The sequence below is a fragment of the Citrobacter sp. Cb023 genome (genome assembly GCF_030336805.1).
GTDB lineage: Bacteria > Pseudomonadota > Gammaproteobacteria > Enterobacterales > Enterobacteriaceae > Citrobacter > Citrobacter braakii.
In genome coordinates, this window is the sequence record NZ_JAOWCV010000038.1 from 196188 (window position 1) to 221646 (window position 25459).

At 52.7% G+C, this 25459-nt stretch carries 28 protein-coding genes and 1 pseudogene; 2 read left to right on the forward strand and 27 right to left on the reverse strand.

Annotation, left to right across the window (positions count from 1 at the left end):
* The first annotated feature begins 30 nt into the window (after positions 1–30).
* Entirely contained in the window at positions 31–114 is an 84-nt protein-coding gene (locus tag OGW44_RS14660; RefSeq protein WP_306299935.1) for a tail fiber assembly protein, read from the forward strand.
* Here OGW44_RS14660 and OGW44_RS14665 read toward each other — a convergent pair.
* The 21 genes from OGW44_RS14665 to OGW44_RS14765 form a co-directional block, all read right to left on the reverse strand.
* Positions 86–667 carry a tail fiber assembly protein gene (locus tag OGW44_RS14665; RefSeq protein WP_075847165.1) on the reverse strand — a complete coding sequence of 194 codons (582 nt, stop codon included), beginning with the start codon at positions 665–667 and terminating at the stop codon, positions 86–88. The two genes, OGW44_RS14660 and OGW44_RS14665, sit on opposite strands and share 29 nt — an antisense overlap.
* Positions 667–3414: a prophage tail fiber N-terminal domain-containing protein gene (locus tag OGW44_RS14670; RefSeq protein WP_075847163.1), complete on the reverse strand. Its 2748-nt coding sequence runs from the start codon at positions 3412–3414 to the stop codon at positions 667–669. Before OGW44_RS14670 ends, OGW44_RS14665 begins: the two co-directional genes overlap by 1 nt.
* Before the next feature lie 68 nt (positions 3415–3482).
* The gene (gene gpJ / locus OGW44_RS14675; RefSeq protein WP_075847161.1) at positions 3483–6863 is read right to left on the reverse strand and encodes a phage attachment tail tip protein J; all 3381 of its coding nucleotides are present in this window, start codon (positions 6861–6863) and stop codon (positions 3483–3485) included.
* A 71-nt stretch (positions 6864–6934) separates the two neighbouring features.
* Entirely contained in the window at positions 6935–7612 is a 678-nt protein-coding gene (locus OGW44_RS14680) for a tail assembly protein (protein WP_049268765.1), read from the reverse strand.
* Entirely contained in the window at positions 7510–8244 is a 735-nt protein-coding gene (locus tag OGW44_RS14685) for a C40 family peptidase (protein WP_075847159.1), read from the reverse strand. The genes OGW44_RS14680 and OGW44_RS14685 overlap by 103 nt, the downstream gene beginning before the upstream one ends.
* A gap of 11 nt (positions 8245–8255) precedes the next feature.
* Positions 8256–8951: a phage minor tail protein L gene (locus OGW44_RS14690; protein ID WP_075847157.1), complete on the reverse strand. Its 696-nt coding sequence runs from the start codon at positions 8949–8951 to the stop codon at positions 8256–8258.
* A gap of 8 nt (positions 8952–8959) precedes the next feature.
* Entirely contained in the window at positions 8960–9292 is a 333-nt protein-coding gene (locus OGW44_RS14695) for a phage tail protein (protein ID WP_053090390.1), read from the reverse strand.
* Positions 9293–12595 (reverse strand): phage tail tape measure protein, encoded by a 3303-nt coding sequence (locus OGW44_RS14700; RefSeq protein ID WP_137366890.1) that lies wholly within the window; start codon positions 12593–12595, stop codon positions 9293–9295. It lies immediately after the preceding gene.
* A 250-nt stretch (positions 12596–12845) separates the two neighbouring features.
* Positions 12846–13208 (reverse strand): phage tail protein, encoded by a 363-nt coding sequence (locus OGW44_RS14705; RefSeq protein ID WP_075847155.1) that lies wholly within the window; start codon positions 13206–13208, stop codon positions 12846–12848.
* A gap of 62 nt (positions 13209–13270) precedes the next feature.
* A complete protein-coding gene (locus OGW44_RS14710) occupies positions 13271–13753 on the reverse strand; it encodes a hypothetical protein (protein WP_003832379.1) in 483 nt (160 codons plus the stop codon).
* Positions 13754–13786: 33 nt separating this feature from the next.
* A complete protein-coding gene (locus OGW44_RS14715; RefSeq protein ID WP_016152739.1) occupies positions 13787–14191 on the reverse strand; it encodes an HK97-gp10 family putative phage morphogenesis protein in 405 nt (134 codons plus the stop codon).
* Complete coding sequence (locus OGW44_RS14720) at positions 14188–14577, reverse strand: hypothetical protein (protein WP_016152738.1); 390 nt, start codon at positions 14575–14577, stop codon at positions 14188–14190. Before OGW44_RS14720 ends, OGW44_RS14715 begins: the two co-directional genes overlap by 4 nt.
* Positions 14546–14896, reverse strand: a complete 351-nt coding sequence (locus tag OGW44_RS14725) for a phage head closure protein (protein ID WP_016152737.1) — start codon at positions 14894–14896, stop codon at positions 14546–14548. The genes OGW44_RS14720 and OGW44_RS14725 overlap by 32 nt, the downstream gene beginning before the upstream one ends.
* Positions 14893–15210: a head-tail connector protein gene (locus OGW44_RS14730; RefSeq protein ID WP_016152736.1), complete on the reverse strand. Its 318-nt coding sequence runs from the start codon at positions 15208–15210 to the stop codon at positions 14893–14895. The genes OGW44_RS14725 and OGW44_RS14730 overlap by 4 nt, the downstream gene beginning before the upstream one ends.
* Positions 15191–15568 (reverse strand): hypothetical protein, encoded by a 378-nt coding sequence (locus OGW44_RS14735; protein ID WP_016152735.1) that lies wholly within the window; start codon positions 15566–15568, stop codon positions 15191–15193. The genes OGW44_RS14730 and OGW44_RS14735 overlap by 20 nt, the downstream gene beginning before the upstream one ends.
* 97 nt (positions 15569–15665) lie before the next feature.
* The gene (locus OGW44_RS14740) at positions 15666–16952 is read right to left on the reverse strand and encodes a phage major capsid protein (RefSeq protein WP_016152734.1); all 1287 of its coding nucleotides are present in this window, start codon (positions 16950–16952) and stop codon (positions 15666–15668) included.
* A 72-nt stretch (positions 16953–17024) separates the two neighbouring features.
* Positions 17025–17945: a S49 family peptidase gene (locus OGW44_RS14745; protein WP_075847153.1), complete on the reverse strand. Its 921-nt coding sequence runs from the start codon at positions 17943–17945 to the stop codon at positions 17025–17027.
* A 36-nt stretch (positions 17946–17981) separates the two neighbouring features.
* Positions 17982–19241, reverse strand: a complete 1260-nt coding sequence (locus OGW44_RS14750; protein WP_016152732.1) for a phage portal protein — start codon at positions 19239–19241, stop codon at positions 17982–17984.
* Entirely contained in the window at positions 19241–19420 is a 180-nt protein-coding gene (locus tag OGW44_RS14755; protein ID WP_003832363.1) for a hypothetical protein, read from the reverse strand. Before OGW44_RS14755 ends, OGW44_RS14750 begins: the two co-directional genes overlap by 1 nt.
* Positions 19414–21141, reverse strand: a complete 1728-nt coding sequence (locus OGW44_RS14760; RefSeq protein WP_075847151.1) for a terminase large subunit — start codon at positions 21139–21141, stop codon at positions 19414–19416. Before OGW44_RS14760 ends, OGW44_RS14755 begins: the two co-directional genes overlap by 7 nt.
* On the reverse strand, positions 21138–21635 hold the full coding sequence (locus tag OGW44_RS14765; protein WP_003832359.1) for a phage terminase small subunit P27 family: 498 nt from the start codon (positions 21633–21635) through the stop codon (positions 21138–21140). The genes OGW44_RS14760 and OGW44_RS14765 overlap by 4 nt, the downstream gene beginning before the upstream one ends.
* 215 nt (positions 21636–21850) lie before the next feature.
* Between OGW44_RS14765 and OGW44_RS14770 the strand changes: the two genes are divergently transcribed.
* Positions 21851–22366, forward strand: coding sequence for a hypothetical protein (locus OGW44_RS14770; RefSeq protein WP_003841965.1), 516 nt, complete (start codon positions 21851–21853; stop codon positions 22364–22366).
* A gap of 135 nt (positions 22367–22501) precedes the next feature.
* On the opposite strand, the gene OGW44_RS14775 is transcribed toward OGW44_RS14770, so the two are convergent.
* From OGW44_RS14775 to OGW44_RS14795, 6 genes and pseudogenes are all read right to left on the reverse strand, one after another.
* Positions 22502–22864: an HNH endonuclease gene (locus tag OGW44_RS14775; protein WP_075207154.1), complete on the reverse strand. Its 363-nt coding sequence runs from the start codon at positions 22862–22864 to the stop codon at positions 22502–22504.
* Positions 22865–23122: 258 nt separating this feature from the next.
* A pseudogene (locus OGW44_RS25825) lies at positions 23123–23208 on the reverse strand (terminase small subunit); the annotation flags it as partial.
* An 88-nt stretch (positions 23209–23296) separates the two neighbouring features.
* Positions 23297–23500, reverse strand: a complete 204-nt coding sequence (locus OGW44_RS14780; protein ID WP_049268775.1) for a hypothetical protein — start codon at positions 23498–23500, stop codon at positions 23297–23299.
* Positions 23501–23651: 151 nt separating this feature from the next.
* Positions 23652–24335 carry a DUF4145 domain-containing protein gene (locus OGW44_RS14785; RefSeq protein WP_049268776.1) on the reverse strand — a complete coding sequence of 228 codons (684 nt, stop codon included), beginning with the start codon at positions 24333–24335 and terminating at the stop codon, positions 23652–23654.
* A gap of 66 nt (positions 24336–24401) precedes the next feature.
* Positions 24402–24869, reverse strand: coding sequence for a lysis protein (locus OGW44_RS14790; protein ID WP_049268777.1), 468 nt, complete (start codon positions 24867–24869; stop codon positions 24402–24404).
* Complete coding sequence (locus tag OGW44_RS14795; RefSeq protein WP_049268778.1) at positions 24866–25414, reverse strand: lysozyme; 549 nt, start codon at positions 25412–25414, stop codon at positions 24866–24868. Before OGW44_RS14795 ends, OGW44_RS14790 begins: the two co-directional genes overlap by 4 nt.
* Between the last annotated feature and the right edge of the window lie 45 nt (positions 25415–25459).

Consider the following 25459-nt stretch of genomic DNA (forward strand, 5'->3'; position numbering starts at 1 on the left):
TCAGCCAGCGAGGAAACAGAACTGGCGGCGTTGCGAAGCTATCGAACTGAGTTACGTCGCATCGATTTGTCTTCCGCCCCTGATATTAACTGGCCTGAATATTCGGTTGAGTAGGCCATTCTGGATTTGAGGTATCTACCCGGTTAAGCAAGACACGGTATTTCTTCCACTCCAGTAAAAGTGCGGTTTCAACCTTCGTTGCCATGCCCAGATCAACAGCATCCTGTAAGGGGGCTATAGCGGATGTTGCGACCGCCAGAAGATTTATTTTTTCCTGTTCGGCCAGCATCAGAAGATGTTTATTTTCCGCATCGGTATCGTGGACCCACTGTGCTCCATCCCACTTAACAAAATGGCCTTCCGGCGCGACGGAAACAACATCGTCAGGTAACTTACCTAACTGGTCAATCGTGGTAGCTTTCCCAGTTTGAATGTCGTAGACAATTTTCCCGCGATGGTCCTCAACCAGTGACCATTTTTCTGACTTAAGATTAAATACAGCGACAAAACCGGCCTTCGCTGGCGGCGGAGAAATATTGGTACTGTAAGCAGGTAATCCGGTATTAGCAGGGATAAACCCTTCACATTTCCCAATATATTCATTTGTATCTGCACGAAGATTGTAGAGAGTAATAGTCCGATTTTCTCCGGTCATTTCAAAAGTCATCAGGCAAGCCTCACAATATAGTTAAACGCAATATTTTTGACAGTGTTTTCCGCGTTACCAGTAGCGTTAACAGTGACGGAGTGTCCGTGTGAACCAATAGCAATGGAGTGTGCATGAGCGCCAATTGCAACAGAGTGCGCATGGTTACCCGTAGTGTTTGTGACGCCAGACCAGGTTCTGGAAGCGTTAAAGTTTACAGGAACACCATAAGTAAAATTAGAACCTGTAAAACTTTTAGCCGCTGTAGAGCCACCAAGTGTAAATGTTCCACTTGCTGTATAGAAGCTACTATTATCACTTCTGAAGTAACCGAGAGTACCAGTAATTTCCATAGTACCTCTGTTGTGGTTATGGTCACCGGTAGTGTTTGAAGTCTTAGTGCCGTAATCAAACGATGATGTGGTTTTAGTTCCCAAATCCGTACTGGATGCGCTGGCTCCGTGGGTATGCGATATAACACCATCCTGTTCATATGAAAGTGCCGCACGACCGTTCGGTTTACCCTTAATCGTCTGGCCTCGCATATCCGGGATAACACCCGATGGATACGCAATCGCAAGCAATGGATAGGCTGCTTTATCGAAAGGTTGCCCCTGCATTAAAGCATACCCTTGCGGAGTTGTATCAGACGGCCAGGGAATAGGTGCGCCGACCGGAAAAGAATCATCAGGTACCCAGGGAGTCCATGCCTGCGTTGAATGCTTGCTACGTGTATAACTGCGGGATGAATTGTACACGCGGTAAATCTGTGTCACTCCGGCGCTTCTCAGTACCATCAGAGAACCTGCATTATTCTCCGGGTAATTCAGTGCCGTACTGGTATTAACATTCATATCCTGAGCATACAGCCCCGGCGTCTGGAAATTGTCCAGATTTTGGTCTGCACCAATCATCAAGACTTGCCCGTTAAAAATATCCTGTGAGGTGATGTAAATATCATCTGTAAGCGCTTTTTCGTTTACTCTGCGCGTTGAAGGCACCGCGCCAGCTGCTAAATTTATCGTTTCTACCAAACCAAGGTATGTGATAATTTCATTTATTGAGTTTTTAGCAATCAACCCACGCCCGGTCGTCGTCAGATCCGTCAACATCAACGTATTTTTACTGCTAAAAAATGGCAATTTACTTCCGGAGGTAGACAGCCCGGACAGCGACGTCAGTATTTCATTTAGCGGCTGTTTACCCGCTAACGCATTGAGCATCGTGGTTGCAAAATTAGGATCATTTCCTAATGCCTGCGCTAACTCAGCCAGCGTATCCAGAGCTTCAGGGGATGAGCCAACTAATGCAGCAACCGCAGCCTGAACGTACTCGGTATTCGCAATCTGTTTGTTACTGACACTTAATGGCGGCGTGGGGGCAGTTGGAGTCCCTGTCAGATCCGGACTGTCCAGTGGGGCCTTCTGGTTTGCCAGGTCTTTGACTTTTTTAACGGCTTTCGGTGTCGCTGCATAGGCTTCACTGTCGCTGTCGTCATCGCTGCTTAACTGCACAAGCCCTTTCTGCGTGGTGCTGGCGTCTCCTGGCTTCAGACTTTCAGCAATATCCCTCGCTTCATCACGGTATCCCTGTGAGGCTACTGCCGCGCTTTCAGCGCCAGCCATTGCGGCTTCGGCGCGCTGAGTATCATCAGCTACAGCAGCTTTCAGTTGCTCCGAAACCTTGCCTGCGGCTTTCTCCGCAGCGTCTGTCGCCGCTGTTTCAGCGGCCTCCACTGCCTCGTTCCGGGAAGTCAGCGCCTCATCTCTGGCCTGTTCTGCACGGGTGACACTCTCAGCGGCTGCATTTTTCTGTTTCTCAGCCTTTTCGGCTGACTGCAGGGCTGATGCATCACTGGAAGATGCCGATTCTGCACTGGCTGATGCCGCAGCCTCTGATTTAGCAGCCTTTTCGCTGTACTCCCTGGCATGCTGTTCACTTAGCACTGCAGCTGCCGCGCTGTTATCACCCTGTTCTGCCGCCTGCGTGGCCGTAAGGGCGCTTTCACGCGCTGAAATTTCAGATGCGGCTGCATTACCGGCATGTTCACCCGCTGTTTGTGCTGCTGCAGCAGCACTTCCGGCACTTCCTGCTGCTGACTGTGCCGAAACTCCCGCTTCCTCCTGCGCTTTCTGTACCGTATCGGCGGCGATTTTTGCCTGTCCGGCCTGCTCCGTCGCTGTCTGTGCAGACTTTGCCGCACTGTCCGCATCCGCTGCACAGGCCAGAACGTCCTGCGCGGTCTGTCGGGCATTATCATCAGCAGAGCGGGCAGACACATCAGCAGCATCTGCAGAGCGTGCTGCCTGCTTCTGTGACTCTGCTGCAGCCGTTGCAGAAAGGGCTGCCGAATCCTTACTTTGTTCCGCTGACTGTGCGGCCTGTTCGGCGCGTTCCCGATCCTTTTCTGTTGCACCGCTCAAATCCACTACACGGTTTACCATTTCTTCAAAGCGTTTCATCACCCCCGGGCGCAGATCTGCATCTTTTGGTGCATCGAGAAACGCATTCAGGGTATCCGGCGCATCAGTCGGGGCCACGTAAATGTCGCCAGCCACAGAGGGCGGAAACCCTTCCCGCATCAGTGACACACTGTAATAACCCGGTTCAGCCTCAATGCTGTAGTGGCCGTTCGCGTCTGTAACAGTGGATGAAATCACCTCCACAACAACGGTCGGGCTGGTTTTCTTCGCATTCAGCTGAATAGTGCAACCCTGTACCGGTTTCCCCGCCCCGTCTTTAAATACGCCAGAAATTTGTACTGACATATGTCATTACCTCTTGTTTTCAGCAATAAAAAAGCGCCCATTCAGGCGCTCGTTTCTGGATTCAGGTATCAGTAAATGCTGATCCCCGTGCTGTTCTTCTTCACCACCATGACCAGCAGGTTGCTGATATCAGCCCAGGCCCCGCCGCCATACCCCCTGGATGAAACCGTGAAGCTCAGCGTCACATTTCCACCTCCGGCTGGCATATCAAGAACCCTGCTGAATGATCTCGCTGTAATCGCGGGTTCTGCGTTGTATATCTCTCTGCCGTTGTGCTTCACCACAAGCCCACAGTCTGTCCATATCTCGTTGCTTGTCTCTGATTTTGCCTTTCCTCCTGCAAAGGTGATGGGGGGAATGATTATCTGCCTGTCAAAATGGTGGTCATCCTGTATCTGAACCGTGAGGGTCCCATTCGGGTAATTAGCGCTTCCGGGGAAAGCCCGCCCGACGGCTTTAACGATATCGCCGACAATATTCTCTGCCCGCATTGTCCCGTTAATGGTGCAGTTTTCCGCTATCGTCACATTATTGAGGGTGCCGGAATTCGCGCTGATATTACCGCTGATATCCGCATTACGGGCAGTCAGCCTGCCGTCAGGCGTCAGCATAAAGGTCGGCGGGTTCCCGCCACTGGTGATGCTCGGGGCCGTCAGATATTTGAGGAACACCTCGTTCATAAATATCTGGTTGCCCTGCGCCACAAACATCGGAGTTTCATTGCCGTTCGCCGGGTTGATAAACGCGATACGGTCAGCCGCCACCAGGAACTGGCTCAGCTTACCTTCTTCCGTATCCTCCATGCTCAGGCCCAGACCAGCCACATAGTGCTTCCCGTCTTCGGTCTGTTCTATCTTCACGCCCCACATGGCATTCCACTTGCCGTTCGCGTCCTGCCACTCTTCCGAAAACTGATCCAGCCGGCTGGCGTTGTCTTCTGTCAGTTCCACCTTCTCCAGCAGTTCTTTGCCGAGGTGGCTTTCGGTGATTTCCCCTTTGAAGAAGTCCAGATAGCCCGCCGCATCGTTGCTGGCCTGGCCTTTAGCCTCCACGAACGCCGATTTCCCGACCTGGTTCACGGCACGGATATAGAAGTAATAGTCTTTACCTGGTTTGATACTCGCGTTTGCCGCAATCCAGTACAGCGCCGTGCCGAGATAACGCGCATCGCTTTCCACCTGGCGGATATCGGTTATCTGCGTATCCGTAAACCAGAATTCATACTGCACCGTGGGGTCATATACCGCCTGACGCGGGGTGGCGGTTATCTGGAAATAGCCGGGAATCAGCTCAACATAAGACGGTACAGCCGGCGCGGCGATACTGAAATCTGTGCTGGCAGGCTCACCCTGCTGGCCCTGGGTGTTCACCGCCCGCACCGTCAGGGTGTAGCGCCCCGGCGTCAGGTTGCGGAAGGTGTGCTCCGTTTCGGTCAGGGTCAGGCTGCTGGCCAGGCGGTCGCTGTTATCTTCCGCTTTCACCGTCAGGCGCAGGAAGAAGTTAACGCCTTTCACCACGCGCGGCGTGTCCCAGCGCGCCCGCGCCTGATACTGCCCGTCCTCTGCCAGAATCTCCGTGGTGAGATGCTGCACAGCGGGTGGTGTGTTCGTGACACCTGTGCCGGGCAACGGGTCAAACTTCGCACCGTTGTCCACGATGCTCTCTTTCTCCGGAACATGCTGCACGGCGGTGATGGCATACGTCCCGTCATCATTCTCCCGTATGGCCACGCAGCGAAACAGGCGCTGGCGCAGGTCCGGCAGTTTCAGCCCCCACACGCTGTACGCCGCCACGCCATCGGGTAACTGGCTGACGGTCACGCGGTCCGGGGCCGGATGTGCAGTGACCGCGACGGTAACAGGCTGGCCATCGCTGCCCACCAGGTTCAGCACCACATTGCCGCCTGGCGGTATTTCCACCTCGCGGTCCAGGGTGAGCGTACGGGACAGGCTGTCGACCGACAGAACGCGTCCGCCCACGGTCACGCCGGCATAATCACTGTCGCAGACCTCAATGATATCGCCGGGAACATGTCGCAGTCCTTCGGCCCCCACGGAAAAATCCACCGTCTGCGTTTCCAGCAATTCGGTGGTGATGGCCCACAGTCCGGCGCGGTGCGCCTGCCCCCGGCTGGTACAGGCGAACGCGTCCATCTTCAGGACGTTGCGACCGTAGCGCCGGATGGCAGCGTCGTTTTCCACCAGTTCGGTGGACGTTTCCCAGCCGTTGTTCGGGTCGGTGTAACGGACCTCGGCGGCATTATGGCGCTCTTTCAGGGCGCTGAAGATGTAGATGAACGGCGCACCGTCAGCGGGCATCACCACATTACTCTGCGTATAGGTCCAGACTTTATCGGCGGGCCGGTCCTGTACAAAGGTCAGGGTATTGCCGTTCCAGACCGGCATGCAGCGCATCAGGGAACAGAAGTCCCCCAGCACGTCCCACGCTTTACGCTGGTCCGTCAGATACGCATTGCAGGTGATACGCGGCTCTGTCCCGCCAAAACCGTCTGGAACAAGCCGATCGCAGTACTGTGCAATGGCATACAGCGCCCACTTGTCCACATCGGCAACACCGATGCGGCTTCCCATGCCATAGCGCGGGTGGGTCAGCATATCCAGCACACACCAGGCCGGATTATCTGTCCAGGCGGGTTTAAACGTCCCGTCCCACAGCCCGGAATACGTCCGTTTTACCGGATCATAATTCGACGGCACCTGTACGATGCGCCCGCGCAGGAGATAGTTTCGCGTGACCTGTTGGCTGCCAAACTGCTCCGCGTCCACTTTTACCCCGATAACGGCGGTATTCGGATAGAGTTGTTTTACATCAATGATTTCGGTATAGCCCGACCACACCGTTTTGTTCTGCAGCAGGTCTGTCGTACTGTCATCAGTGATACGTTGCATGCGGACTTCAAACGGCCGGGGCGGCAAATCATCGATCACCACAGATGCCAGAAACTGCGTGGTTGTTTTACCTGTAATGGTGATATCCCGTTCCGTTCGCCACAGCCCGTCCCGGCGAAACTGGATCAGCATCTGTACGCTGGTCGGGTTGCGGTCGCCTTTGGTACTGGTACTGACCAGAGACTGCACACCAAAGGTAAAACGCAGACGGTCCACCGTTTTAGCGGTAATGGTGCGGGTCACCGGCTCTGACTTCTTCACCTCCACACCCAGCAGGGTTTCAGCACCGGAGTCTTCGAATCCCTCCATCGCGGTCTGCTCATCCTCCCCCACGCGGTAAACCACGGTGACACCGTGAATCATCGCATTACCGTCGCTGTCGAGGACCGGCGTTTTGTTAATTCTGACACTTTTCAGCCCGTCCACCGGACCTTCAATCGGCCCCTCGCAGATGGCATCAACAACGGTCAGCATCTGGCTGGATTTCAGGTCGTCAGGAGCCTCATGCGGCGTTTTACTGCTGCCACCACCCTTCCCCATAATCTGTTCCCTCTGAAACGACAAAACCGCCCGAAGGCGGTTCTGTTTTAATATAAATATGCTGCAGTAAATCAGCGACCGATGATCACCACCTGCCCGCCGCCGCCCTCATCCCGTGTGCTTATTTCCTGGGAGATCGTGCGGGAGCCGACCAGCATTTCACCGTACAACACCGGCAGGGCATTCCCCTGCGCCACCATGTTGTCCAGTGACGAAAAATAAGTGTTCTGTTTGCCGTTATCGGTCTGCCGGGACGAGGGGATTTTTGCCTGCGGCGTCAGCATCTGCGCCACACCACCCAGCATCATGGCTGCCCCCATAGAAAACAGAACTGAGGATACCGAAATACCACCGGCAGATAACGCAGCCCCCCAGGCTGCCATTGAAGCGCCTGCCGTAAAAAAGGACGCGCCTATTGCCACAGCACCCAGCACGACCTGAAACAGGCCACCGGATTTTGCCCCTGCCATACGCGGGACAATATGAATAATGGCCCCGTCCGGCAGCGGTTCATGCAGACGGGCTGACACGCTGGTTTCATCCACATCCTGACCGGCGATGCGTATCTGATACCAGCCATCATTCATTTTCTGCCGGAAGCCCGGAACCTGTATGGCCAGCGCGTAAATGGCCTCGGCCCCCGTTTTTATACTGAGGCTGAAGCGGCGGCCAAATCGTTGTAAATCCCCGTGAAGGCAGAGTCGTGCCATGCCCGGTGTCGCCATATCGAGTGTGTGCGGCGTTGCCATTTTTCAGAATACCTCTCGCGTTTACTGAGCTGGTCAGGAATATGGTGCAGCAGTTCGCCGTCGCCGCAGTAAATCGCGGCATGGTTGGCAACTGATGAACCAAAACAACAAATCAGAATGTCTCCGGGCTGTGCCTCTTCAGCATTCACCCGATAAAAACCTGTCGCCTCCAGATTATCCAGATACAGATTCTCGCCCTGCTTCCACCAGTCCTCCCCCCGCGCAAAATCCGGCATCTCAATACCCGCCAGATGGTACGCATCTCGGAACAGGGTGTAACAGTCCGTCCCCCCGTGCTCAAATGCCCGCCCGGTGAGGAATGGCATGCAGCGAAATTTGTATATCCGGTCATCGCAGACCAGCCACCACGGCAGGCCACTTTGCACCTGCAGGCGGCGATCAACATCGCTGAGAAACGGCTGGCCATCGGGATGGCTGTGTACCAGGGCCACCACATCGCCTGCCGCCTGCGCCTGAAGGTAATCTGCCGGATCCATGCGGAAATACAGAGTCGGTTCAGCGGAAAGATTCTGGCAGGGAAAATACCGCTCCCCTGCGGGCGTGTTCACCACCCAGCCACACGATTCAGCCGGCGCGCATGCTGCAGCATGCGCCAGGAGTGTTTTTTTCATGGGTGTATCCATCAGGAAAGACGGTTAATGGAGAGGAAACAGCCGATGCGCGGCAGGTTATTACGCAGCTCGCAGCCGGTACGGCATTTGCTGCAGGCATCTTTTGCAGGGTCTGTCGTGGGTTTATCAAACTCGTCCGCCACAGGTGGCCCGACATAGCCACACTCCTGCGAACGGTAGGTCCAGTTGCAGACATCAGCCAGCATGATCCGCGACGGATACACGCTACCGTCCGTTTCGGTCGGTGTGGCCAGCACGAAGGTCGCCGTGGTGGCTTTCAGCTCCGACAGTTGTTCAATCACCCAGCGGCTGACCACTTCCTGTTCCGGATCAGCCTCCGGATTGCCGCCTGTAAAGTTCACCGCATCGAGAAAACGGGCGTATACCACGCGCCTTACCACCGTGGCCCCGACGAGGCTCTGCACATCCTCCGCGAGTCCCGTGACCATGCCAAACAGGTTCGACACCGCCAGCGTCGGTCGGGAAGACGTCCCTTTCCCTACCAGATCAAATCCGGTTCCCTGTATCGGGTAAACGTCATACTTCCTGCCCTGCCAGGTGACCGGCGCTCCCTTCTCGTTTAGTTCATTTGAAAAGTAGTAACGCTGGCCACCAAAGGCCGTCAGGTCGATTACCCACAAGTCAATGCGGGCAGACTGCTCGGTTTTCGTGGTTTCGTTGAGGGTGTTCTGAGGAATATCCTGCATAAGGATCCTTAAGCAATAACCTGCTCAAATTTACAGCTGAAATCAGAATACGTGACGTTGTCCGTAACAGACCATTCCCGGCAGACAACTTTAATCGTGCGGTTGTATTTTGGCGGTCGCCACAGAAAGGCTTTATATCCCCCGTGCTCGACCAGAAACGCTTCAAGTGCGGTGCGGGAATTGTCCGACGTTGTCCGGAAAACAGGCTGGAAGTTAATTAACTGATGGTTGAGTCCGGTCGGGCGACGTTGCTCATAGCCATCCCCAAATTTTATGGTTGTCACTGAAGGGGAAACAGAAGACGGCATCCCCTCCCTGGGTGCCCAATGAAAGGTTTTCACTTATCCTCCCGCCAGCATGCCGCCATCGCGGCCCTGAGTTCTCAGGATGCTCATGACGCGCGTATCGATCATTCTGACCAGCATCTGCGATGCCTGCGGCCCTATCTCCCCGTTTTGTCCGTCATTCTGGATGGCAATGTGATACACAGGTGAATAAGTAATCCACCCATTCATACCACCACCAGAGGAACCCGGGTCACCCAGCGCCCTGACGCCCAGCGTACCGTCAGGCGTTTTAGCAAGGGGCATAATGGCTTCCGGACCAGCTTCACCAAACACACCTGCCCCCTTTGCAAAAGCAAACAGGGTCGGGCTGTCATAGATGCCGTTACTGTAGGCACTTAATGAAGGTGAGTCATAAACACCGCCCTTCGCATTAAAACTAAAACTGCTGCCAAAACTGCTGATGGCCGTGCCGGTACTCGCGGTGGCTGCACCACCCAAAAGACTGCCGCCGATACCCATAATGGATTTCAGAATGGTGTTAGTAATCAGCGCCTGCGCTGCCATATCGACAAGGTTTTTAATCACCGACTGTGTCAGGGAGGAAAATAACCCAATCATCCCGTCCCGGAGTGTCTGTGTACCGTTCAGCATCCCGGTCAGCATGTTGGAGGTTCGCTCCTGGGTGGTTTCCATCAGGCCAATGGCGAGGCTGTTCAGGTTTCCCTGCGACTTATAAAGCTCCACCGCCGTCTGGTACTGCGCATCAGCGGAATCCTTGTCAGCCTTTTGCTTCAGCAGTTCGTACTGTTCTTTATTGATAACATCGTTCTGATAAAAAGCCTGCAGCAAAGACTGACGCTCGGCCAGTTGATTGCGCAGTTCTGCCAGCGGATCAACCGTGCCGGCGATATCAATCAGAGGGGCAGACATTGCCGCTGCCTGTGCCTGTAACAGTTCGCGGGCTGTACTTTGTGCCAGCGTGATTCTGGCCGTCTGGTATTCCTTTTCATCCAGAAGACGGGCATCCAGGAGCGACTTCAGCTCCTGGCTCGCTTCGCGCTCTTTTGTCAGAGAGGCTCTGGCCGGCGCATACTGTTCTGCCAGTTCGAGGCGCTGTTTCTGATAATTTTCAGCATTCAGTAGCAACGTCTTCTGAATATCAGCCTCGCTGGCCCCGTCAGCGCGGGCGGCTTCAAGGAGTTTTCTGGCGCTTTCCTGCTCCTGCAGGTTGATTCGTCCGAGACTTGAGGCATGCGCCGCTTCGATTTCACGCCGCAGTTGCTCATAATGGTTAACCTTCGCCTTTTGCCCCTTACCAGTATCCCCGCCTTCCCCGGTCCAGGGGGTATCGGGTTTATCGCTCCCTGTTTCATTCCTTGGTTTATCCGGCTTCGGCGAGGGATCGGTTTTCCCTGATTTAGCCTGCTCTATGGCCTCTTTGACAATTTTTTGCCGTTCCTTGAGGAGTTTTAACCCTTGTTCAACGGCATCCAGATCCCCTTTGTAGCGGGTTTTATCGTTCTGTACGCCTTTAAGCTGTCCGAACGGGTCGAAGCCGCTCAATCCATCGATACGGCTGTCCGCATCCTGAATTTCCTTAATCAGTTTATTTCGCTGAATAACCTGATTCTCAAACTGTTCATCAATATCCAGCTGTTTCACGTTGAGCTGGTTAAGCGACAGTTTTTTTAGTTCTTCATTCGTTTCAACGACAGCATTTTTCAGGTCAATCGCTGACTGACGGGCATTCTTCGCCTGATTATGGAAATAGAGCAACGCCGAACCTGCCAGCATCGCCGCTCCCACCGGACCGCCAACAAGTGCCAGCGCCCCTCTTGCCATACCTACTGCTGCAGAAGCTGCGCGGGCTGAAACGGAAAGCTGTTTATTGGCAGCATTCAGCTGGCTCTTTGCCTGGGTGGAGAGCAGTGTCTGCTCGGTTTCCTGCCGGATTAAGCGGTTAAACTCACTCTGATAACTGACGTTAAGGCCAAATTGTCTGGCACTTTTCTCCATTTCCCGATAACGCCCGAATTCTGCGTTATTCTGTGCCAGCGTGGCGGCGGTACTTTCCAGCGTTTTTCGCGCCATATCGGCCTGCGCCATCGCGCTGGCCCTGACTGCCTGCTGCTGCTCCACCCAGGCACCGATGTTGCCCCTGATACCTGCCGTCAGTTTTGTCGCCAGAACAGGAATCAGCGTATACAGCGCAACGTTGGCGACCGTATTAAAATTATCCGTCAGGCCATTAATGGCATCGGTAACGGTCTGAACACCACTGCGCAGCGGGCCGTTTCCGCTCTGTCCCACCTTAATAATCAGACCTTCAAAAGCCGAAGTCAGGCTGAGAAGATCGCCGTTGAGGTTATTTACCCTGATTTCGGCCTGCTCATGTGCGGTCTGTGTACCGGTCAGGGCGGCGGTCAGCGACTCCACCTTCTCGCGGTTCTGCACCAGGATGGATGCCGCGCTGAGGTTTTCCACCCCGAACAGCTTCACGGCCTGCTTTGTTGACTGGTTTTTCCCGGCCAGGTTCTCCAGTGCCTGACTCAGCCCGACAACAGAAGGCTTCAGGGTTTTATCGGTTCCCTTCTCCAGATTCAGGATCACGTTACGCAGCGCGGTTCCGGCCTCGCCGCCTTTAACCTCACGCTCCGCCAGTACCTGTATGGCGGCATTGAGGGTTTCAAAACCTACGCCAGCCTGTGCCGCTGCCACCCCGCCATTTTTAATAGCAGCAGCAGTATCGGCTATCTCCGACGAACCAAATTTCGCGCCGGCAGCCAGCACATTGATATACCGGTCGGCTTCACTGGCTCCCGCCCCAAACTGGTTTAACGACAGCGCCAGCGTTCGGGTGGCATCCGGAAGCGTGGTCCCTGCCGCCTGGGCCAGCGTTAACGCGCTTTTGGTCGCCGCCGTCAGCCCCGCAGAGGTACTCAGCAGTTCAGGCTTTGCCGAAGCCATCAGCTTAATGGCCTCGGCAGCCTGCGATGCGCTGTATTCCGTTGTGCGGCCCATTTCCTGCGCTGCCTGATCGTACAGTTTCATCTGCGCACTGGTGGCACCGGTGATGGCCTGCAAATCCGACAGGGACTGGCTGTACTGCCGCGTAGTGTTAATAATGGTGCCCAGCGATAAACCCGCCCCGGCAAAACCTGCCAGCCTGCCAGCCAGCCCTGATACCGAAGCAGAAACACGCTTATAGGCATCCTCCGTCTTTTTCGCATCAGCCTGGGCATTGCGGTTAAACTGGCGTGACTGACTCTCAGCGCTGCCGTAGGCGCTCATCAGCTGCGATTTAAAGTTCGCTGCATTCAGATGCAGCCCAACGGCAAGAGAGGCAACGTCACCCATTACATTAATACCTTCATAACTGCCGCACACTGCGCATCCAGACTCGGATTCACGGCGGCGGTGGGGGATTTAACAGGGGGCGGATTACTGTCAGGCTCTTCCCGGCAAGGCTTTTTGAAAATGCCCTGTTTGAGGAAGAAAGCCCGCCAGTGGAAAAGCGTGTCAGCCGGAAGCGCCGCAATTTTTGACGGGTCAGGCTCGCCCCAGCGATCGGCCAGCCAGAAAATCAGCTCCAGCCAGGGCGAGTCACTCAGTTTTTTTCGGCGGTTTCCAGCTTACCGATGGCGTGCTTTTTCACTTTGTCGATGGCATCCAGAAGCACAACGTTATCGTGTGCCGCCAGCAGCTCCTTCGCCGTGGGTTTGTCTTTGGCTTTAATCGGCGAGCCGTCAGGCTGAACCAGGCTGTCGATAACAATCTGTACGCTCAGCTCAGACGCCAGGCGGGCATTGCCAGAGGTCTGCGCCTCGATGAGTGCATCTTCATGATCAATAAGCTCAGCCGCCGTCAGCCGACGCAGGTAAACCTTTGTGCCTAAAATTTCAGTTTCAGTAGGCGTGGATTTCGTTTTGAGCAGTGCATTTTTCAGTGCGGAGAGGCTAAATTCAGACATGGTGTATCCTGTTTTTCAGACGAAAAAAAACCGCCCGGAGGCGGTGTATATCGGGAAACAGATTACGCTCCGGCATCTGGTGCCGGCGCGGCGATCCCCCATTTAATGTTGTTTTGCTTACCCTGCACCGTAATCTGGATAACTTCACTGGCAGGCGCTGTGATTTCGTTCATCTGCCAGCCTGAAAGCGCAAGGATCATTGAAGCCGTTCTTTTGTTCGGCAGCTCAATATAAAACTGAACGGTCTTACGCTGTTCTGCAGCATTGAGGAACGCGGTGAAATCTTCGTTTTCCGGGTCGTCAATGAATCCCAGCGATTTCTCCGGCCCTTCCGGCAGGTCTGACACCGACTGCTTACTCTTGTCCAGCAGGGTGGTACAGTCGACAAATCCTCCCGTCTGACCTGTCGCGCCCAGTGCCTTACAGTTAATCAGGGGTTTGAGCGCCGCCACAGCGGCCCCCACCTCGCCGAACTTCACCACCGTCCCGGCAGGAAGCATTGCGTACTCAGGGGATGATTTTGGCGTGTTATTTTCATCAGCCATAATGATTCTCTCTTAAATAGTGGGCAGCGGTTGCTACCTGTTCTGAATACCATTGCGGATTTCAACGGTCAGAATGCGCAGAACCTGCCGGACGTTGTAATCCAGTGCCGGACGGATGAATGGATCGGCAACCTGTTTCACCGTACCGAACTCTTGGGCCAGCGCTTTCATGTAATGCTTCTTGCTGGGGCCAACCCGAAGGGTGACCACCGTATTTCCGCGACCTTTCCGCGTGGATGAGCGAATTTTGATGGAATCACGCATATGCTGCTCTGCAGAGGATGCATCGTCGAAGCCGGCATGTTGTTTCATGTCGTCTTCAACCACTTTCAGCGCCTCACGCCCCGCGTCACGTAACACCTTCGTGCCGACCTTTTCACCGAGTGCGATAAGCTGCCGCTCCAGCTCGTCCAGCCCTTTTACGTCCATAGTGATCATGGTGAGGCATCCCGGTAGTGAAAGGTGAAATCCCGGACGAGCCGGTACTGAATATTGCCGCTGGTCAGTACCGATTTACTCTGCTGTATTCCACCCCGGACCACATTCTGCACGGGAAAGCCCTCCAGCTGGCCATGCACGATAGCGGTCCATTCCGCGCTGATTTTCTTATCCAGCTGTAACAGGCGGGTGTAGTCATTAAGCAGATAAATCGCTATCTGGAAGCGACCCGCAATCAAGCCTGTGCGCAACAGTCCGGCGTACAGCTCCGGATCGGAGATACACTGGTAAGTAATTCCCTCCTGCAGCTCATCAGGCAGGAGCAGAGGGTAAACATCCAGCCCGGTCAGGCGTTCAAGTGCTGCCTTTAATGCCAGCTCGATCATGACGTGCGTCTGCCTCCCCTGTGATGATGATGCGGTCCGCAAGACGTTCGACGTTACGAACGGTATAAACCCGGTCAGACGTCGTTATTTTCCAGTCGATATCAATATTCAGGTTCGGATGAGTGGTAAAAAGACATGTTTCAACAACCTGTTGTTGATCCAGTGTGCGGATCTTTCTGCCCGAGACCAGCTCGCGCTTCGCCCAGGCTTTCCCGGTCGTGACCAGTTGCTCCGGCAGCTGTTCACCCAGCGGTCCCCGACCGGATTGCATATACCCAATCGAAAGACGGCAGGTCATCTCTTCCGGCTTCAGGCTCATACGGTGTTCTCCTGCAACGGGAAAAGAAGATGCCGGACCGGAGCCGTCTCCAGCCACTGACCGGTGAAACCATTCAGATACGCATCCCCGACCAGATACTGCATGGCCAGCTGGATATCTTCATCCGCCACAAAACCGCGTACACCTTCCGGCAGCGCCTGCAGTTCGTCGTCGCTTCCCACCAGTTTGCAGTAGTAGTCACGTTCAATACTCTTCTGCGCAGCCGCCACCATTTTAGTGAGCATGCCGTCATGCTCCGTGAAATCCGGCTCCAGACGGAGCTGGGTTTTCACGTCATCCAATGTCAGTATCATGGTCATCGGCTCCCTTGCGGGGACTCAGCGCCTTTTCCGCATCTTCTGGCCATACCGCAATATGGCGTTCAACCAGTTTTTCTGCGTACTCAGTATCAAAACAGGCCGTATCACCGCGTGAATAACGATGATAGGGTCCCAGGAAAAAAACCGCTTTCCGCATCACTTCTGCTCCCGTCAGGACCGTGGCCCCGTTTGTTTCACTTCCGGTCAGATCAACACCTGTATCACCTGAACCCGCTGCAGTATTCTGACCGTCATCCCCGTCCACTGTATTTTCCGGCGTCAGTTCATCCGGCTTTTTCACATCACCGGCTGCAACCGCCGCTGCCGCTGCTTTTGCCGCTTTCGTCGTCATCGTTTTGCTCCTGAAAAGAAAAAACCCGCTGCTGCGGGCTTGGGGAATTACGTGCTTTTACGCTGTGCGACCGTGGTCGCACAGAGTGCAGGACCGGTTAAAACAGCACTTTTGTCCCGAGAACAAGACCTTCCGGATGACGGAAGCCGATATCGTGCTCCGTCACCACGCGAATCAACGACTGGTTACGGGAGAACGCGGAAACCAGATTTCCGTCCCCGTCCTGATAGGAGGCTTCCTGCGAAAACGACACCTTCATGTTGCCGTCTTCACCGATAACCACGTCATTAAAGTCAGCGAAGTAAATTTCCGACTCTTTGCCAGCGTCACCGAGGTTTGCCGGGATAGCGCTGGTACGCTGAATCTGAAATCCCTTCAGCATCCCCTGGGCCATTTCCGGGTAGACCTTATTACCGTTACCGTCGCGCAGCCCGAACAGTTTCATGTAGGTACGGTTCGACATGCCCCAGCCGCAGCTGATCATGTTGCTGTTCCCGTCCATCGCCATCAGGATGATGCTGTCGAGATAGGTATCAATCGTCTGCAGATTAACCTCTGCAGCAGCTTCCCACGGCAGCAGGCGGTTCCACTCAGTTGCTCGCGTTTTCATACCGACAGGCGTATCACCGGTACCGTCATCGCGCATAAAGGCTTTATCTTCACGAACAGAGATCGCGGTCAGAATATCCTGCAGGACCAGCTGCTCCACGTTGTAGCCAGCACGACCAATCAGCTGGTTTGAGATTGGAACCATTGCAATCATGGTTTTCGCAGTGAGTTTCACATCATCGAAGCGCGCTTCTGATGTTTTCGCATCCTTGCCTTCCCCGGTGTAGCTCGCCGTCGCACCACCTGCCAGACGCGGCAGCGCCATGTTGCCGTTCGGCAGCGGAATGGAGCGCGCGCCCAGCTTACGAACGATGGTGCGATCGCGCAGCAGTTCGATCACCTCGCTGTGCAGGTTTTGCGGAATAAGAACACCGCCTGACGCGGCGGCAGTGTTGATGGCCATCGAGACAGACTGGTCATTCAGTTCTTCAGCTGCAAATTTAGCAGCATCCTGAACGTTACCCTGTGCTGCCGCAATCGACATCACCAGACGGGTCATGCCTGCGCCGGTATATTGCTTTGGCTCAGCCTTAATGCTGATACCTGGAGTCTGCTGTGTGCCTTTAACCGGTTTGGCGACAAGCGCTGCAGCACGTTCAGCCGCTTCCAGACGCTCAATCTTGGCGCTGATATCCGTGAACTGCTGCTGCAGGCTGGCAAATTCGGTTAACTGCTCCGCAGTCAGCGTACCGCCACCAGTTTCTACTGCCGCCAGTACCTGAACCTTCTGATTAATACCCGCACGTTCACGACGCAATTCTTCAATATGATCCATGTTTTTCTCTCTTTTTGGCATAAAAAAAGCAGCCTGTTGGCTGCTTTCTGGTAATGACGCGTTAGCGCCGGGTTACATTCTGGTTTGCAGGTCCATCGCGGCTGCCTGCAACTTTATGGAAGTGGTTTGTTGAGGTTGTTTGTACTTTGCCGCAATGGCATTAATCGCGGACTGAGGATCCGAAACTTCATCAGCAAGACCAGCAGAAATGGCATCAGCGCCGAAATAGATTCCGGCCTGTGTGTTAATCACCGTCTGAGGGGCAAGTTTCCGGTATTCCGCTACAGAGGTAATAAACGTCTCGTACATATCGTCAATCATCCTCTGGAACATTCCCCGAGCGTCTTCACTCAGTGGCTCATGTTGTGTACCGTTATTTTTGTTATCTCCCCGAAAAATCGTGGTGAATGTTAACCCCATTTGCTCTTCCATCCTGGAAGTATCCAGGTGTTCCATGATCACTCCAATCGAGCCGACTCCACTGGTCTGGCTGACTACAATTTTGCTGCAGGCCGAAGCGATAAAGTAAGCCGCAGAATAGGCGCTGTAGTTCACAATTGCAGTAATAGGCTTAGTTTGACGTGACTGGAAAATATAATCGGCCAGTTCCTTGCATCCAACCGCCGCACCACCACCAGAATTTATATCCAGCACAATTTCACTGATGGAAGGGTCATTTAATGCAGCATGCACCTGGCTACGTATGCGCTCATAGCTGGTAAGTTCCGAACACATTGCAGTAATTTGCCCACGACGTGGAACCAGAATGCCGTGAACAGGAATAACAGCCATTCCACCAGCTGGTTGAACCAAATCTGGCGCCTGATTGTTATCAGGATTCTGTGTCATGTGAATTCCAGCCTCTTCTGATAATCCCTGAATACGGGGAACCAGCACAGCTTTTACAGAATCCATTGTCTGTCGTGTCACGTAATGTGGAACACCAAAGACCATAGCCGCCAGATGCGGCAGATTAATTAAATTTTTTGTCATGATGTTTACCAGGTCAGCCCGCACTGCGGGTGATATTCAGTTTCTGGACAGAATAGAGTTGATTTCTGCCAGTTGTTTTGCTGTTGGCGTGTTATCGCCAGGTAAGATTTGTTTACTGTCGACCATATTCAGAGGCGTCAGGTATTTGTCCCCTCCGGCGATGGGTGGAAGGTTCTCCATGCGGCGAATGTCGTTAACCGATAACCAGCCCCACTGGCGGCCTAATGCATAAGATTCATAGCGTGACTTCTGATCACCGCGCAGCAGGCCAGAAACATTGAATTCAATGTACAGATCACTGCGCTCGCTGGGTAAAAGCAGATCGCGCATTAATGCGCCTTCATGGCGCTTCAGCCAGGCCAACAGCGTGTACATCACAAACTGCAGCCCCTGGTGCTCAATGTTGTTATTCGTGGCTTTCGCCAGCATCTGCACCATATGGGGCGGGATTTTATAGAGCCGGCACACTTCCTCCACGCCCCATTGACGGGACTGTAACAGCTGCGCTTTCTCATTATCCTGAGATAGCTGTTTGTAGCTCATCCCTTCCTGAAGCAATGCAACAGAGAATGCGTTCCTGACGCCGGAATATCTGTCCGTCCACTTTGCCAGCAGGCGGTCGATAGCATCCTGGCTTTTGATCGTCGGAGCGTCTTTTGGACGTTCAATAACGCCGCTCATCGTTGTACCACGGCGAAAGACCTGAGAAGCATGCTCCTCCACGGCGAGGTTTAGCCCAAGAACATCCGCGTTCGTCTGGATTGGGGAACTGCCGATATAGCCATCCAGTGAGAAGACCTTCACATGATGCATCATGCGCATTGGCAACGTTTCGCCAATTTCGGGTAGTTCATAATATGGCATCCCATCCGGGCCTTTCAGGACAATGACCTTTTGGGGATTAACCGGGATTAATTCGCGGGGATAACCTTTCCCGTCCCTGTCGATGATCGAGTAGCAATTTCCCTCCAGGCCAAGCAGGCCCTGCTGCTGTTCAAAGTATTCAAATGAAGTGTCTTTTTTGTTGGGCTCGGAATGAATCAGATCATATACAGGGTGGTCAGTCGCCCGTTCACGGCCTCCGTTAGCGCCTCGCCTGTAAAGTTCACACGGCAGCTGCGCCACCGATTCTGCCAGAAGCGTTACACATGCCCGGACCGCCGATAACGCCATTGCGGTTTCAGAAGTGATAACGATCCCCGCCTTGCTCTGGCTGGAACTCACACCACCCAGCATCGCCTGCCAGAAACTACCACCAGACTGAGATTTACCCCGAAACATCTGGGGAATGAACATTATTCACCCCCTGATTTAATTACGCTGGCAGACATTGATTTCGCGATTAAAAATGACCACAGCAGGCAGATTGAACCGCCAGTAATAAGCCCGGCTGCAGGTGAAATAAGCCAGGCACCGGCAGACAGTAACGCGGCTCCGGCAAGGCCAATAAAAAAACTTAAAAACGTCATTAGCATGCTACATCTTCCTCGTCGTAAACGGATGAATTACTCGCCCGGCTATTCAACATTGCCCGTCCGATTGCCATAATTAGCGAAACCGCGCCATCGATTTTGTTTTCGTTATGCTCTTTGATGGGTTTAACCACATCGTCATTACCGGGCAAATACTTCCCGACGACGTTGCTGATACACCAGCTCATAATCGGGTTCCCGTCGTGATGAAAGCGGCCTGACTCAATGGCGGCTTCCAGCTCCTTCGTCGGATCAGACATATTGGTGTAGTTCTGAACAATAGTGATCGGATTAAGGCTTTCATCAGCCAGATCATGTGAAAGCCCCGTCGCGCCGAACGGGTCAATCGGTGACTCACTGACTGGGTTGAGCTTGTTTGCCGCCTTGGCCTCTTCAAGGATGTAGCGGTAATCAACTTCAGCGCCATCAGTAACTGTAAGCAGTCCCATTTCAACCCATTTCTGAAATCGCTCCGCAGTACGACGATCTTCGTTCTTTTCAACGCTGAATACTGCGTCGTAGGGAACCCAGAAGCGGGGAGCAACGCTGTAGTAATGTGTCTTGCCGTCAATTTCCCTGGTGAACAACCGCGCCATACTGTTCATATCCAGCTTGCGCGCCAGGTCGAAAGACAGAACACATGGCTGTCCTTCGAATTGCTCCAGCGTAAGTGTCTTATCCTCACAGTTCTGCCAGGAAACCAGGTTGTAGAAAGCAGCACGGGCTGCAACCCAGATGTTGAGGTGTTTAGTTTTAAATACACCAGCCTGACGGGCGTTATTAATAGCTCTCTGTTGCTGGCTGAGGAGAAAGTCACGATAGACCGACACGCCCATATTCGGGTTAGCTTTTTCCAGCACTTTAGGATCGGTCCAGTCATCCCCCTCGTCGACGGTGTATATCACGCCGAACAATTCCTCATTCGGTACTGTGCCATTCAGCATCTCAATCACTTCACGCCGTTTGTCGTAGCATGGACCCTCAATGTTGTAACCCGCCGTCGTGATCGCCCACATTAGTGGTTGTCGCCGCGCCCCCATACCCGTCAGCATAGTGGTGTAGAGCGAATCTGTGGGATGTTCGTGGTACTCGTCAACAATCGCACAGTGCGGCGAAGCGCCGTCCCCAGGGTTACCAATCAGCGGCTCAAAACGCGCGCCATCTTCTGGCCGGTTCAGGTTGGACGCATTAACTTCAATCCCGAACGCTTCCACCAGCAGCGGGGTGCGCTTACACATCAGACGAGCTGGTCTGAATACTTCCCACGCCTGTTTTTCAGTTGTGGCCCCGGAATATACTTCAGCGCCAAACTCGTTATCACAGGTAAAACAGTACAGCGCCACACCTGCCGAAATAGCTGATTTCCCATTTTTACGCGGTATCTCCGTGTAAACCTCGCGAAATCGTCGAAGCTTCGACCCTTTCTGGACCCAGCCAAAGGCGCAGCACACAATAAACAGTTGCCATGCCTCCAGAGTGATCGGCATCCGCTTGAATGCCCACTCTCCTTTTGTATGTGGCAACAACTGGATAAATTTCGCGGCCTTTTCTGCCATGTCTTTATCGAAGCGGTAACGAAATTTCTTACTCTTTTCAGCCGCCATGTCATCGATATGACGCTGGCAGGCCTGAATGACAAACTGGCACGCCGGAATTTTCCCCCGCACAACGTTGCGGGCGTATTGATTCGCGGCGTTTACGTTGGGGTACGATTTCCGGCTCATGAGTTGATCATCTTCAGGAATGGGTTAGAGGTTTTCTTCTGTCCGGCAAGGCCGATTAGGCGTTGTCGACTGCTGGGATCAAGGCCAAGCATGGAGCCGGTAGAGCTCATCTCCGATTCCTGCTCTTTCTTTGCGGTTAGCTCAGGGTTTTTTATCTTCCCCCCCATAGCACCAGTGATAGTCAGCCCTTCTCTGGCGATATTTTTAACCGCCCTGCGCCAGAACTCATATGCAACACACCAGCGCTCAAGTACGGCAAGATCGGTAACACACAGTAATCCCTGTCCACATAATTCTTTCGTGGTCAGTTCCCACATGACGGCAGCCATTGGCAGACCATCATCCTCAGAAAACCAGTCAGGTGGTGCCACACCTTTAATCGGTGTGAATACAGGTTCCTCTTTATTCAGGGCTCGTTTGCCGGGGTTCCCTGCCAGCTCCTTGCGCGCCGTTGGCTTAGGGCGACGCCCGGAACGCCCCGCCGTACCAGCCATAAGCGACACTCCTGGTTAAATTTCATTTTTCGCGGGTATAAAAATACGAGGAAGCGGGCAGTCCTAAAGCGCGAAAGGGGTCAGGGATTTTATCCCCCCCTCCCCCTTGAAGATGACAGCAAGAAAGCATGCAAAAGCAGATACTGGTCATCCATCAGGATGTTCAGCATAGTGTCTTCAGTTATTCTCAATAAATAAACGATGGAGTCTAAGAAATGGATAAAACTAGAAAATATGATAGAGCCTTACAACTTGAGATCCTCAACGCTCTTATAGATTGTGCTCCTAACTCTTTAAACAAGGCACAGGAGCGAGACCTCATTGAGAAGTTTGATAACTATGATCACTTTGTGGCGTGCATGCTATATCTTGAAATGCATAGTCTTGTTTCTACACCTTTCGTACGCAGCGAAACAATGGCTGGCGTTGATTTTATCTTCAACGCCCCATACTGCAACATTACAGAGAAAGGAATTGATTTTCTTCTTGATGATGGCGGCTTAAGTGCAATCCTTAAGGTTCAAACCGTTCGGTTACACAATGACACGATTGTTGCCCTTGAGGATATAATCCGTGTCGCAAATATATCTGAAGATCAGAAGAAGGGATTGATTTCAAAACTCCGAGAGCTTCCGGGAGACGCCATAAAACATTTGACCCTACAGTTACTGACTCAGGGGGTTCTGAATCTGCCGAACGCACTTCGACTAATTCAAACAACCCTCCAGTAGGGCTAAACTCGTCAGAGGGGCGAATTAACTCAAATTTGCCCCATCCCAGTGTTTTACTTAAAAACACCCAAAATTCCTTCCGGGTATCTGCATGAATGTAGAAACAGTTCTTATGCATTACAGCAGTGAATATTATCATCGAATATGTTCTCTTGCTGTCTTCGCTCTGTGGCATTCCCAGCACAACGACTCAAGATTGGAATCGTCATCAGTGCCGCCATGAGCTTTTGGGATGATGTGGTCAACGCTGGTCGCTTTCTTCGCTATCTTCTGCCGGCGATGGTTCTGACACAGGTATTGATCACGCTGTAGGACACGCTCCCGTATGATTTCCCAGAGCCGACCATATCCTCGATCCTGTCTGCTCTTACCTGCCTGATAGTTTCTCCAACCATCACCAACATGCTGTTGTCGGTGTTGGTCACAATACCCACTGGCATCGTTGGTGATTGCCGCACATCCTTTGTGCCGGCATGGACGCTTAGCTCGGGCTGGCATCGGTATTGTCCTGTCTGTTGAATAAAGTTTTTGTCGTACGCGGAAAGAAACTGGAAACGGCCACTAACGGAAAATTTTCATAAATAGCGAGAATCTGCGCGGTCGCCGCCCCGTAACAGGCCGGAACACCGGAAAGGTCCCCGTAAATGAGAATGAATATCGTTTTCTCTAGATAATGCTTAGAACAGGATCATCTACCGGTATCGGGCCAGTCCACAATTCAGTTGGCCGTGCAGATGTGTTAATCAGTCCTAGCTAATCGCACCAGTTCATTGGGGGGGACCGGATTTGGCATGTTCGGTGAGGAACTGGTCTTGCAGCGCTCCCCAGTCCGGTTTTGCCATGGTTCTATTCCTATGGTTCAAGCCATTAAAAAAGCCACCCGAAGGTGGCCTTTGTGATGGCAATGAAATTGTTACCTTAAGAAAGCAATTATTTATCTAGGGCTGCCTGTATTGCATCTGCCAATGCTTCAACTTTTTTCGTTACATGCTCTAAATCGTAGCCTGATTTCACACCAGCAATCGCAGTTGCGGATGCAACCGTTGCTTTGGAAATTTCAAGAGCTGCCTGGACAGCCAGTAAGCGTTTTCTATCTTTTTCAGCTGGTCCGTTTCCGAAATATCCCTCTAACATAGTAACTCCTTATCTATTATCAACATGGTATGTATGGCATAGATAATTTGATGTAATTTCATAGCAGTTTCAACATGATTATCACAGACTTTCAGCGTATGCCTGCTGCAATCAGTATGATGATGACAATAAAAAAATCGTCAAAAACCGATTATCTAGCTTGTTTCATTGCTTTTTTTTCTGCGGCCAAGGCAGTGATAGCTTCAACTCTTAGCTGCCTTTCATGCCTTTCTATGTACCATTCTTGAATAAGTAGCTCTAGTAGACCGATAAGCATTTCCGCTTCGTCTGGATCAACATCAACGATCACGTTAATGTCATTTTCCATATGAGCACCAATATTGCCAATATTGCGAATAGCATCAATGGCTTTCCACATACCAGATTCTATCTGGCCCTCAATGGCTTTTATCTCATCGACCAATCTTGCTGGTTTGACATTCCAAACATTCCTGATCATCCCCTGAAGACATCGACGCGAGAGTGTCGCTGATGCCTTTGGCGAGAGGTCTTTAATCAAAACGGCTTCTTTGTAATCTGCAAGTATTGGGGCAGGAACATAGTCAGGAAATTGTTTGTATTGTCCATTTGGTCTGTTTACCCAAGATTCGATTTCCTTAGTTGCGTGGTAGAAACCTCCCACAAGCTCTGCAGATGAAACCCTCGAGGCATATGTGAACTCTTTGCATTCAGGATTTGGGCAAACATTAACCCATGACTCAAACACCAGCGCTCCATACTTAGTGTCAGCACTAATAGCGAATTCGTTATCTTTCTTTTGAATTTTTTCGAAAACTGAAAGATGCCCGCAATATGGGCACTGCCAAGAAGACATAGAAACCTCCACATGTATGTGAAGGTTAATATATTTCAATTCATCGTATTAATAAACGAGCAATAGCTACTTAAGGCACTGATTAGCGATGAACTCCTGTAATGTCCTCAATGCTGCCTGGTCATTGATGATTCCTGAGCGGATACCGAGAACGTTTCGTCCAGCAACTGGAGAGAGTTCGATGGCGGCATCATTGCCCATGCTGGAGGAGCTGGTGGTTTCGGTTGAGGCTGGCACTGGACACTTGCCTTTGACGTACACCCGCCCACCATTATCAAGCTTGCGCTGCAGAGCAGTATTTTCAGCATTCGCATCTGCTAATTCCTTCGTGTATTTAGCATCCAGTGCAGCAACTTCTCGCTGCCTAGTTGTCATATCTGTAATGGTAGTGTTAGCCAAATTCAGAGCCTGAGTTTTCTCATCACGCTGCTTCTTGTATTCGGTGGCGTTATCGCGATAGTGATTAACAGCCCAGCCAAGTGATACGATGATGCAGATGACCGCACCTAAGATAATTGTGGATAGTCGACTCACAGGCCTATCCCCCAGCACGTCAGCGCGCTTTCCTGGTCTCGCCTTTCTACCTGCCCATAGCAGCCATTTTTCTGGCCTTTGGTCAGACGACAATCGCGGCCACCGTCTTTAATCCACCAGCGGATCGCTTCACAGGCTCCTTTACGGTCGCCAGCATTGATGCGCTTATAGAACGTAGACGGGAAGCATTTTCCGGGACCGATGTTATACGGACAAAAAGATGCGATCCCGGCTTTCTGTGGTTCGGTCAGTGGTACCTTGATATTTCGCCCAACCCACGCCAGCGCTTTATCGCGTTCAATGGCGTTTACCTGGGCACATTTCTCTGCTGACAGCTTCATGCCCTGAACTACCGGCTTACCATCAACCATCGTGGCGCCACGGCAAATGGTCCATATACCAGAGCCGTCCTTGTACGCTGTTGTGCTGTTACCCTCTTTCTCATCCAGAAACTGATCGAGAATCACGGGCGCGGAAGCCCCGGCAAGAATCAAACCAACGACCGCTGCGCTCAGTTTATTCTTCAGCTTTGGTGACATTACCATTAAGCCGGTCCTCCCTTTCCTTTTTCCTGTAATACCAGTTCACTG

Excerpts from the sequence above, each read along its gene's own strand:
- OGW44_RS14665 (WP_075847165.1), bottom strand. The coding sequence starts at position 667 with ATGACTTTTGAAATGACCGGAGAAAATCGGACTATTACTCTCTACAAT.
- OGW44_RS14670 (WP_075847163.1), bottom strand. The coding sequence starts at position 3,414 with ATGTCAGTACAAATTTCTGGCGTATTTAAAGACGGGGCGGGGAAACCG.
- gpJ (WP_075847161.1), bottom strand. The coding sequence starts at position 6,863 with ATGGGGAAGGGTGGTGGCAGCAGTAAAACGCCGCATGAGGCTCCTGAC.
- OGW44_RS14680 (WP_049268765.1), bottom strand. The coding sequence starts at position 7,612 with ATGGCAACGCCGCACACACTCGATATGGCGACACCGGGCATGGCACGA.
- OGW44_RS14685 (WP_075847159.1), bottom strand. The coding sequence starts at position 8,244 with ATGAAAAAAACACTCCTGGCGCATGCTGCAGCATGCGCGCCGGCTGAA.
- OGW44_RS14690 (WP_075847157.1), bottom strand. The coding sequence starts at position 8,951 with ATGCAGGATATTCCTCAGAACACCCTCAACGAAACCACGAAAACCGAG.
- OGW44_RS14700 (WP_137366890.1), bottom strand. The coding sequence starts at position 12,595 with ATGGGTGACGTTGCCTCTCTTGCCGTTGGGCTGCATCTGAATGCAGCG.
- OGW44_RS14705 (WP_075847155.1), bottom strand. The coding sequence starts at position 13,208 with ATGTCTGAATTTAGCCTCTCCGCACTGAAAAATGCACTGCTCAAAACG.
- OGW44_RS14710 (WP_003832379.1), bottom strand. The coding sequence starts at position 13,753 with ATGGCTGATGAAAATAACACGCCAAAATCATCCCCTGAGTACGCAATG.
- OGW44_RS14715 (WP_016152739.1), bottom strand. The coding sequence starts at position 14,191 with ATGATCACTATGGACGTAAAAGGGCTGGACGAGCTGGAGCGGCAGCTT.
- OGW44_RS14720 (WP_016152738.1), bottom strand. The coding sequence starts at position 14,577 with ATGATCGAGCTGGCATTAAAGGCAGCACTTGAACGCCTGACCGGGCTG.
- OGW44_RS14725 (WP_016152737.1), bottom strand. The coding sequence starts at position 14,896 with ATGAGCCTGAAGCCGGAAGAGATGACCTGCCGTCTTTCGATTGGGTAT.
- OGW44_RS14730 (WP_016152736.1), bottom strand. The coding sequence starts at position 15,210 with ATGATACTGACATTGGATGACGTGAAAACCCAGCTCCGTCTGGAGCCG.
- OGW44_RS14735 (WP_016152735.1), bottom strand. The coding sequence starts at position 15,568 with ATGACGACGAAAGCGGCAAAAGCAGCGGCAGCGGCGGTTGCAGCCGGT.
- OGW44_RS14740 (WP_016152734.1), bottom strand. The coding sequence starts at position 16,952 with ATGGATCATATTGAAGAATTGCGTCGTGAACGTGCGGGTATTAATCAG.
- OGW44_RS14745 (WP_075847153.1), bottom strand. The coding sequence starts at position 17,945 with ATGACAAAAAATTTAATTAATCTGCCGCATCTGGCGGCTATGGTCTTT.
- OGW44_RS14750 (WP_016152732.1), bottom strand. The coding sequence starts at position 19,241 with ATGTTCATTCCCCAGATGTTTCGGGGTAAATCTCAGTCTGGTGGTAGT.
- OGW44_RS14755 (WP_003832363.1), bottom strand. The coding sequence starts at position 19,420 with ATGCTAATGACGTTTTTAAGTTTTTTTATTGGCCTTGCCGGAGCCGCG.
- OGW44_RS14760 (WP_075847151.1), bottom strand. The coding sequence starts at position 21,141 with ATGAGCCGGAAATCGTACCCCAACGTAAACGCCGCGAATCAATACGCC.
- OGW44_RS14765 (WP_003832359.1), bottom strand. The coding sequence starts at position 21,635 with ATGGCTGGTACGGCGGGGCGTTCCGGGCGTCGCCCTAAGCCAACGGCG.
- OGW44_RS14770 (WP_003841965.1), top strand. The coding sequence starts at position 21,851 with ATGGATAAAACTAGAAAATATGATAGAGCCTTACAACTTGAGATCCTC.
- OGW44_RS14775 (WP_075207154.1), bottom strand. The coding sequence starts at position 22,864 with ATGCCAGCCCGAGCTAAGCGTCCATGCCGGCACAAAGGATGTGCGGCA.
- OGW44_RS14780 (WP_049268775.1), bottom strand. The coding sequence starts at position 23,500 with ATGTTAGAGGGATATTTCGGAAACGGACCAGCTGAAAAAGATAGAAAA.
- OGW44_RS14785 (WP_049268776.1), bottom strand. The coding sequence starts at position 24,335 with ATGTCTTCTTGGCAGTGCCCATATTGCGGGCATCTTTCAGTTTTCGAA.
- OGW44_RS14795 (WP_049268778.1), bottom strand. The coding sequence starts at position 25,414 with ATGGTAATGTCACCAAAGCTGAAGAATAAACTGAGCGCAGCGGTCGTT.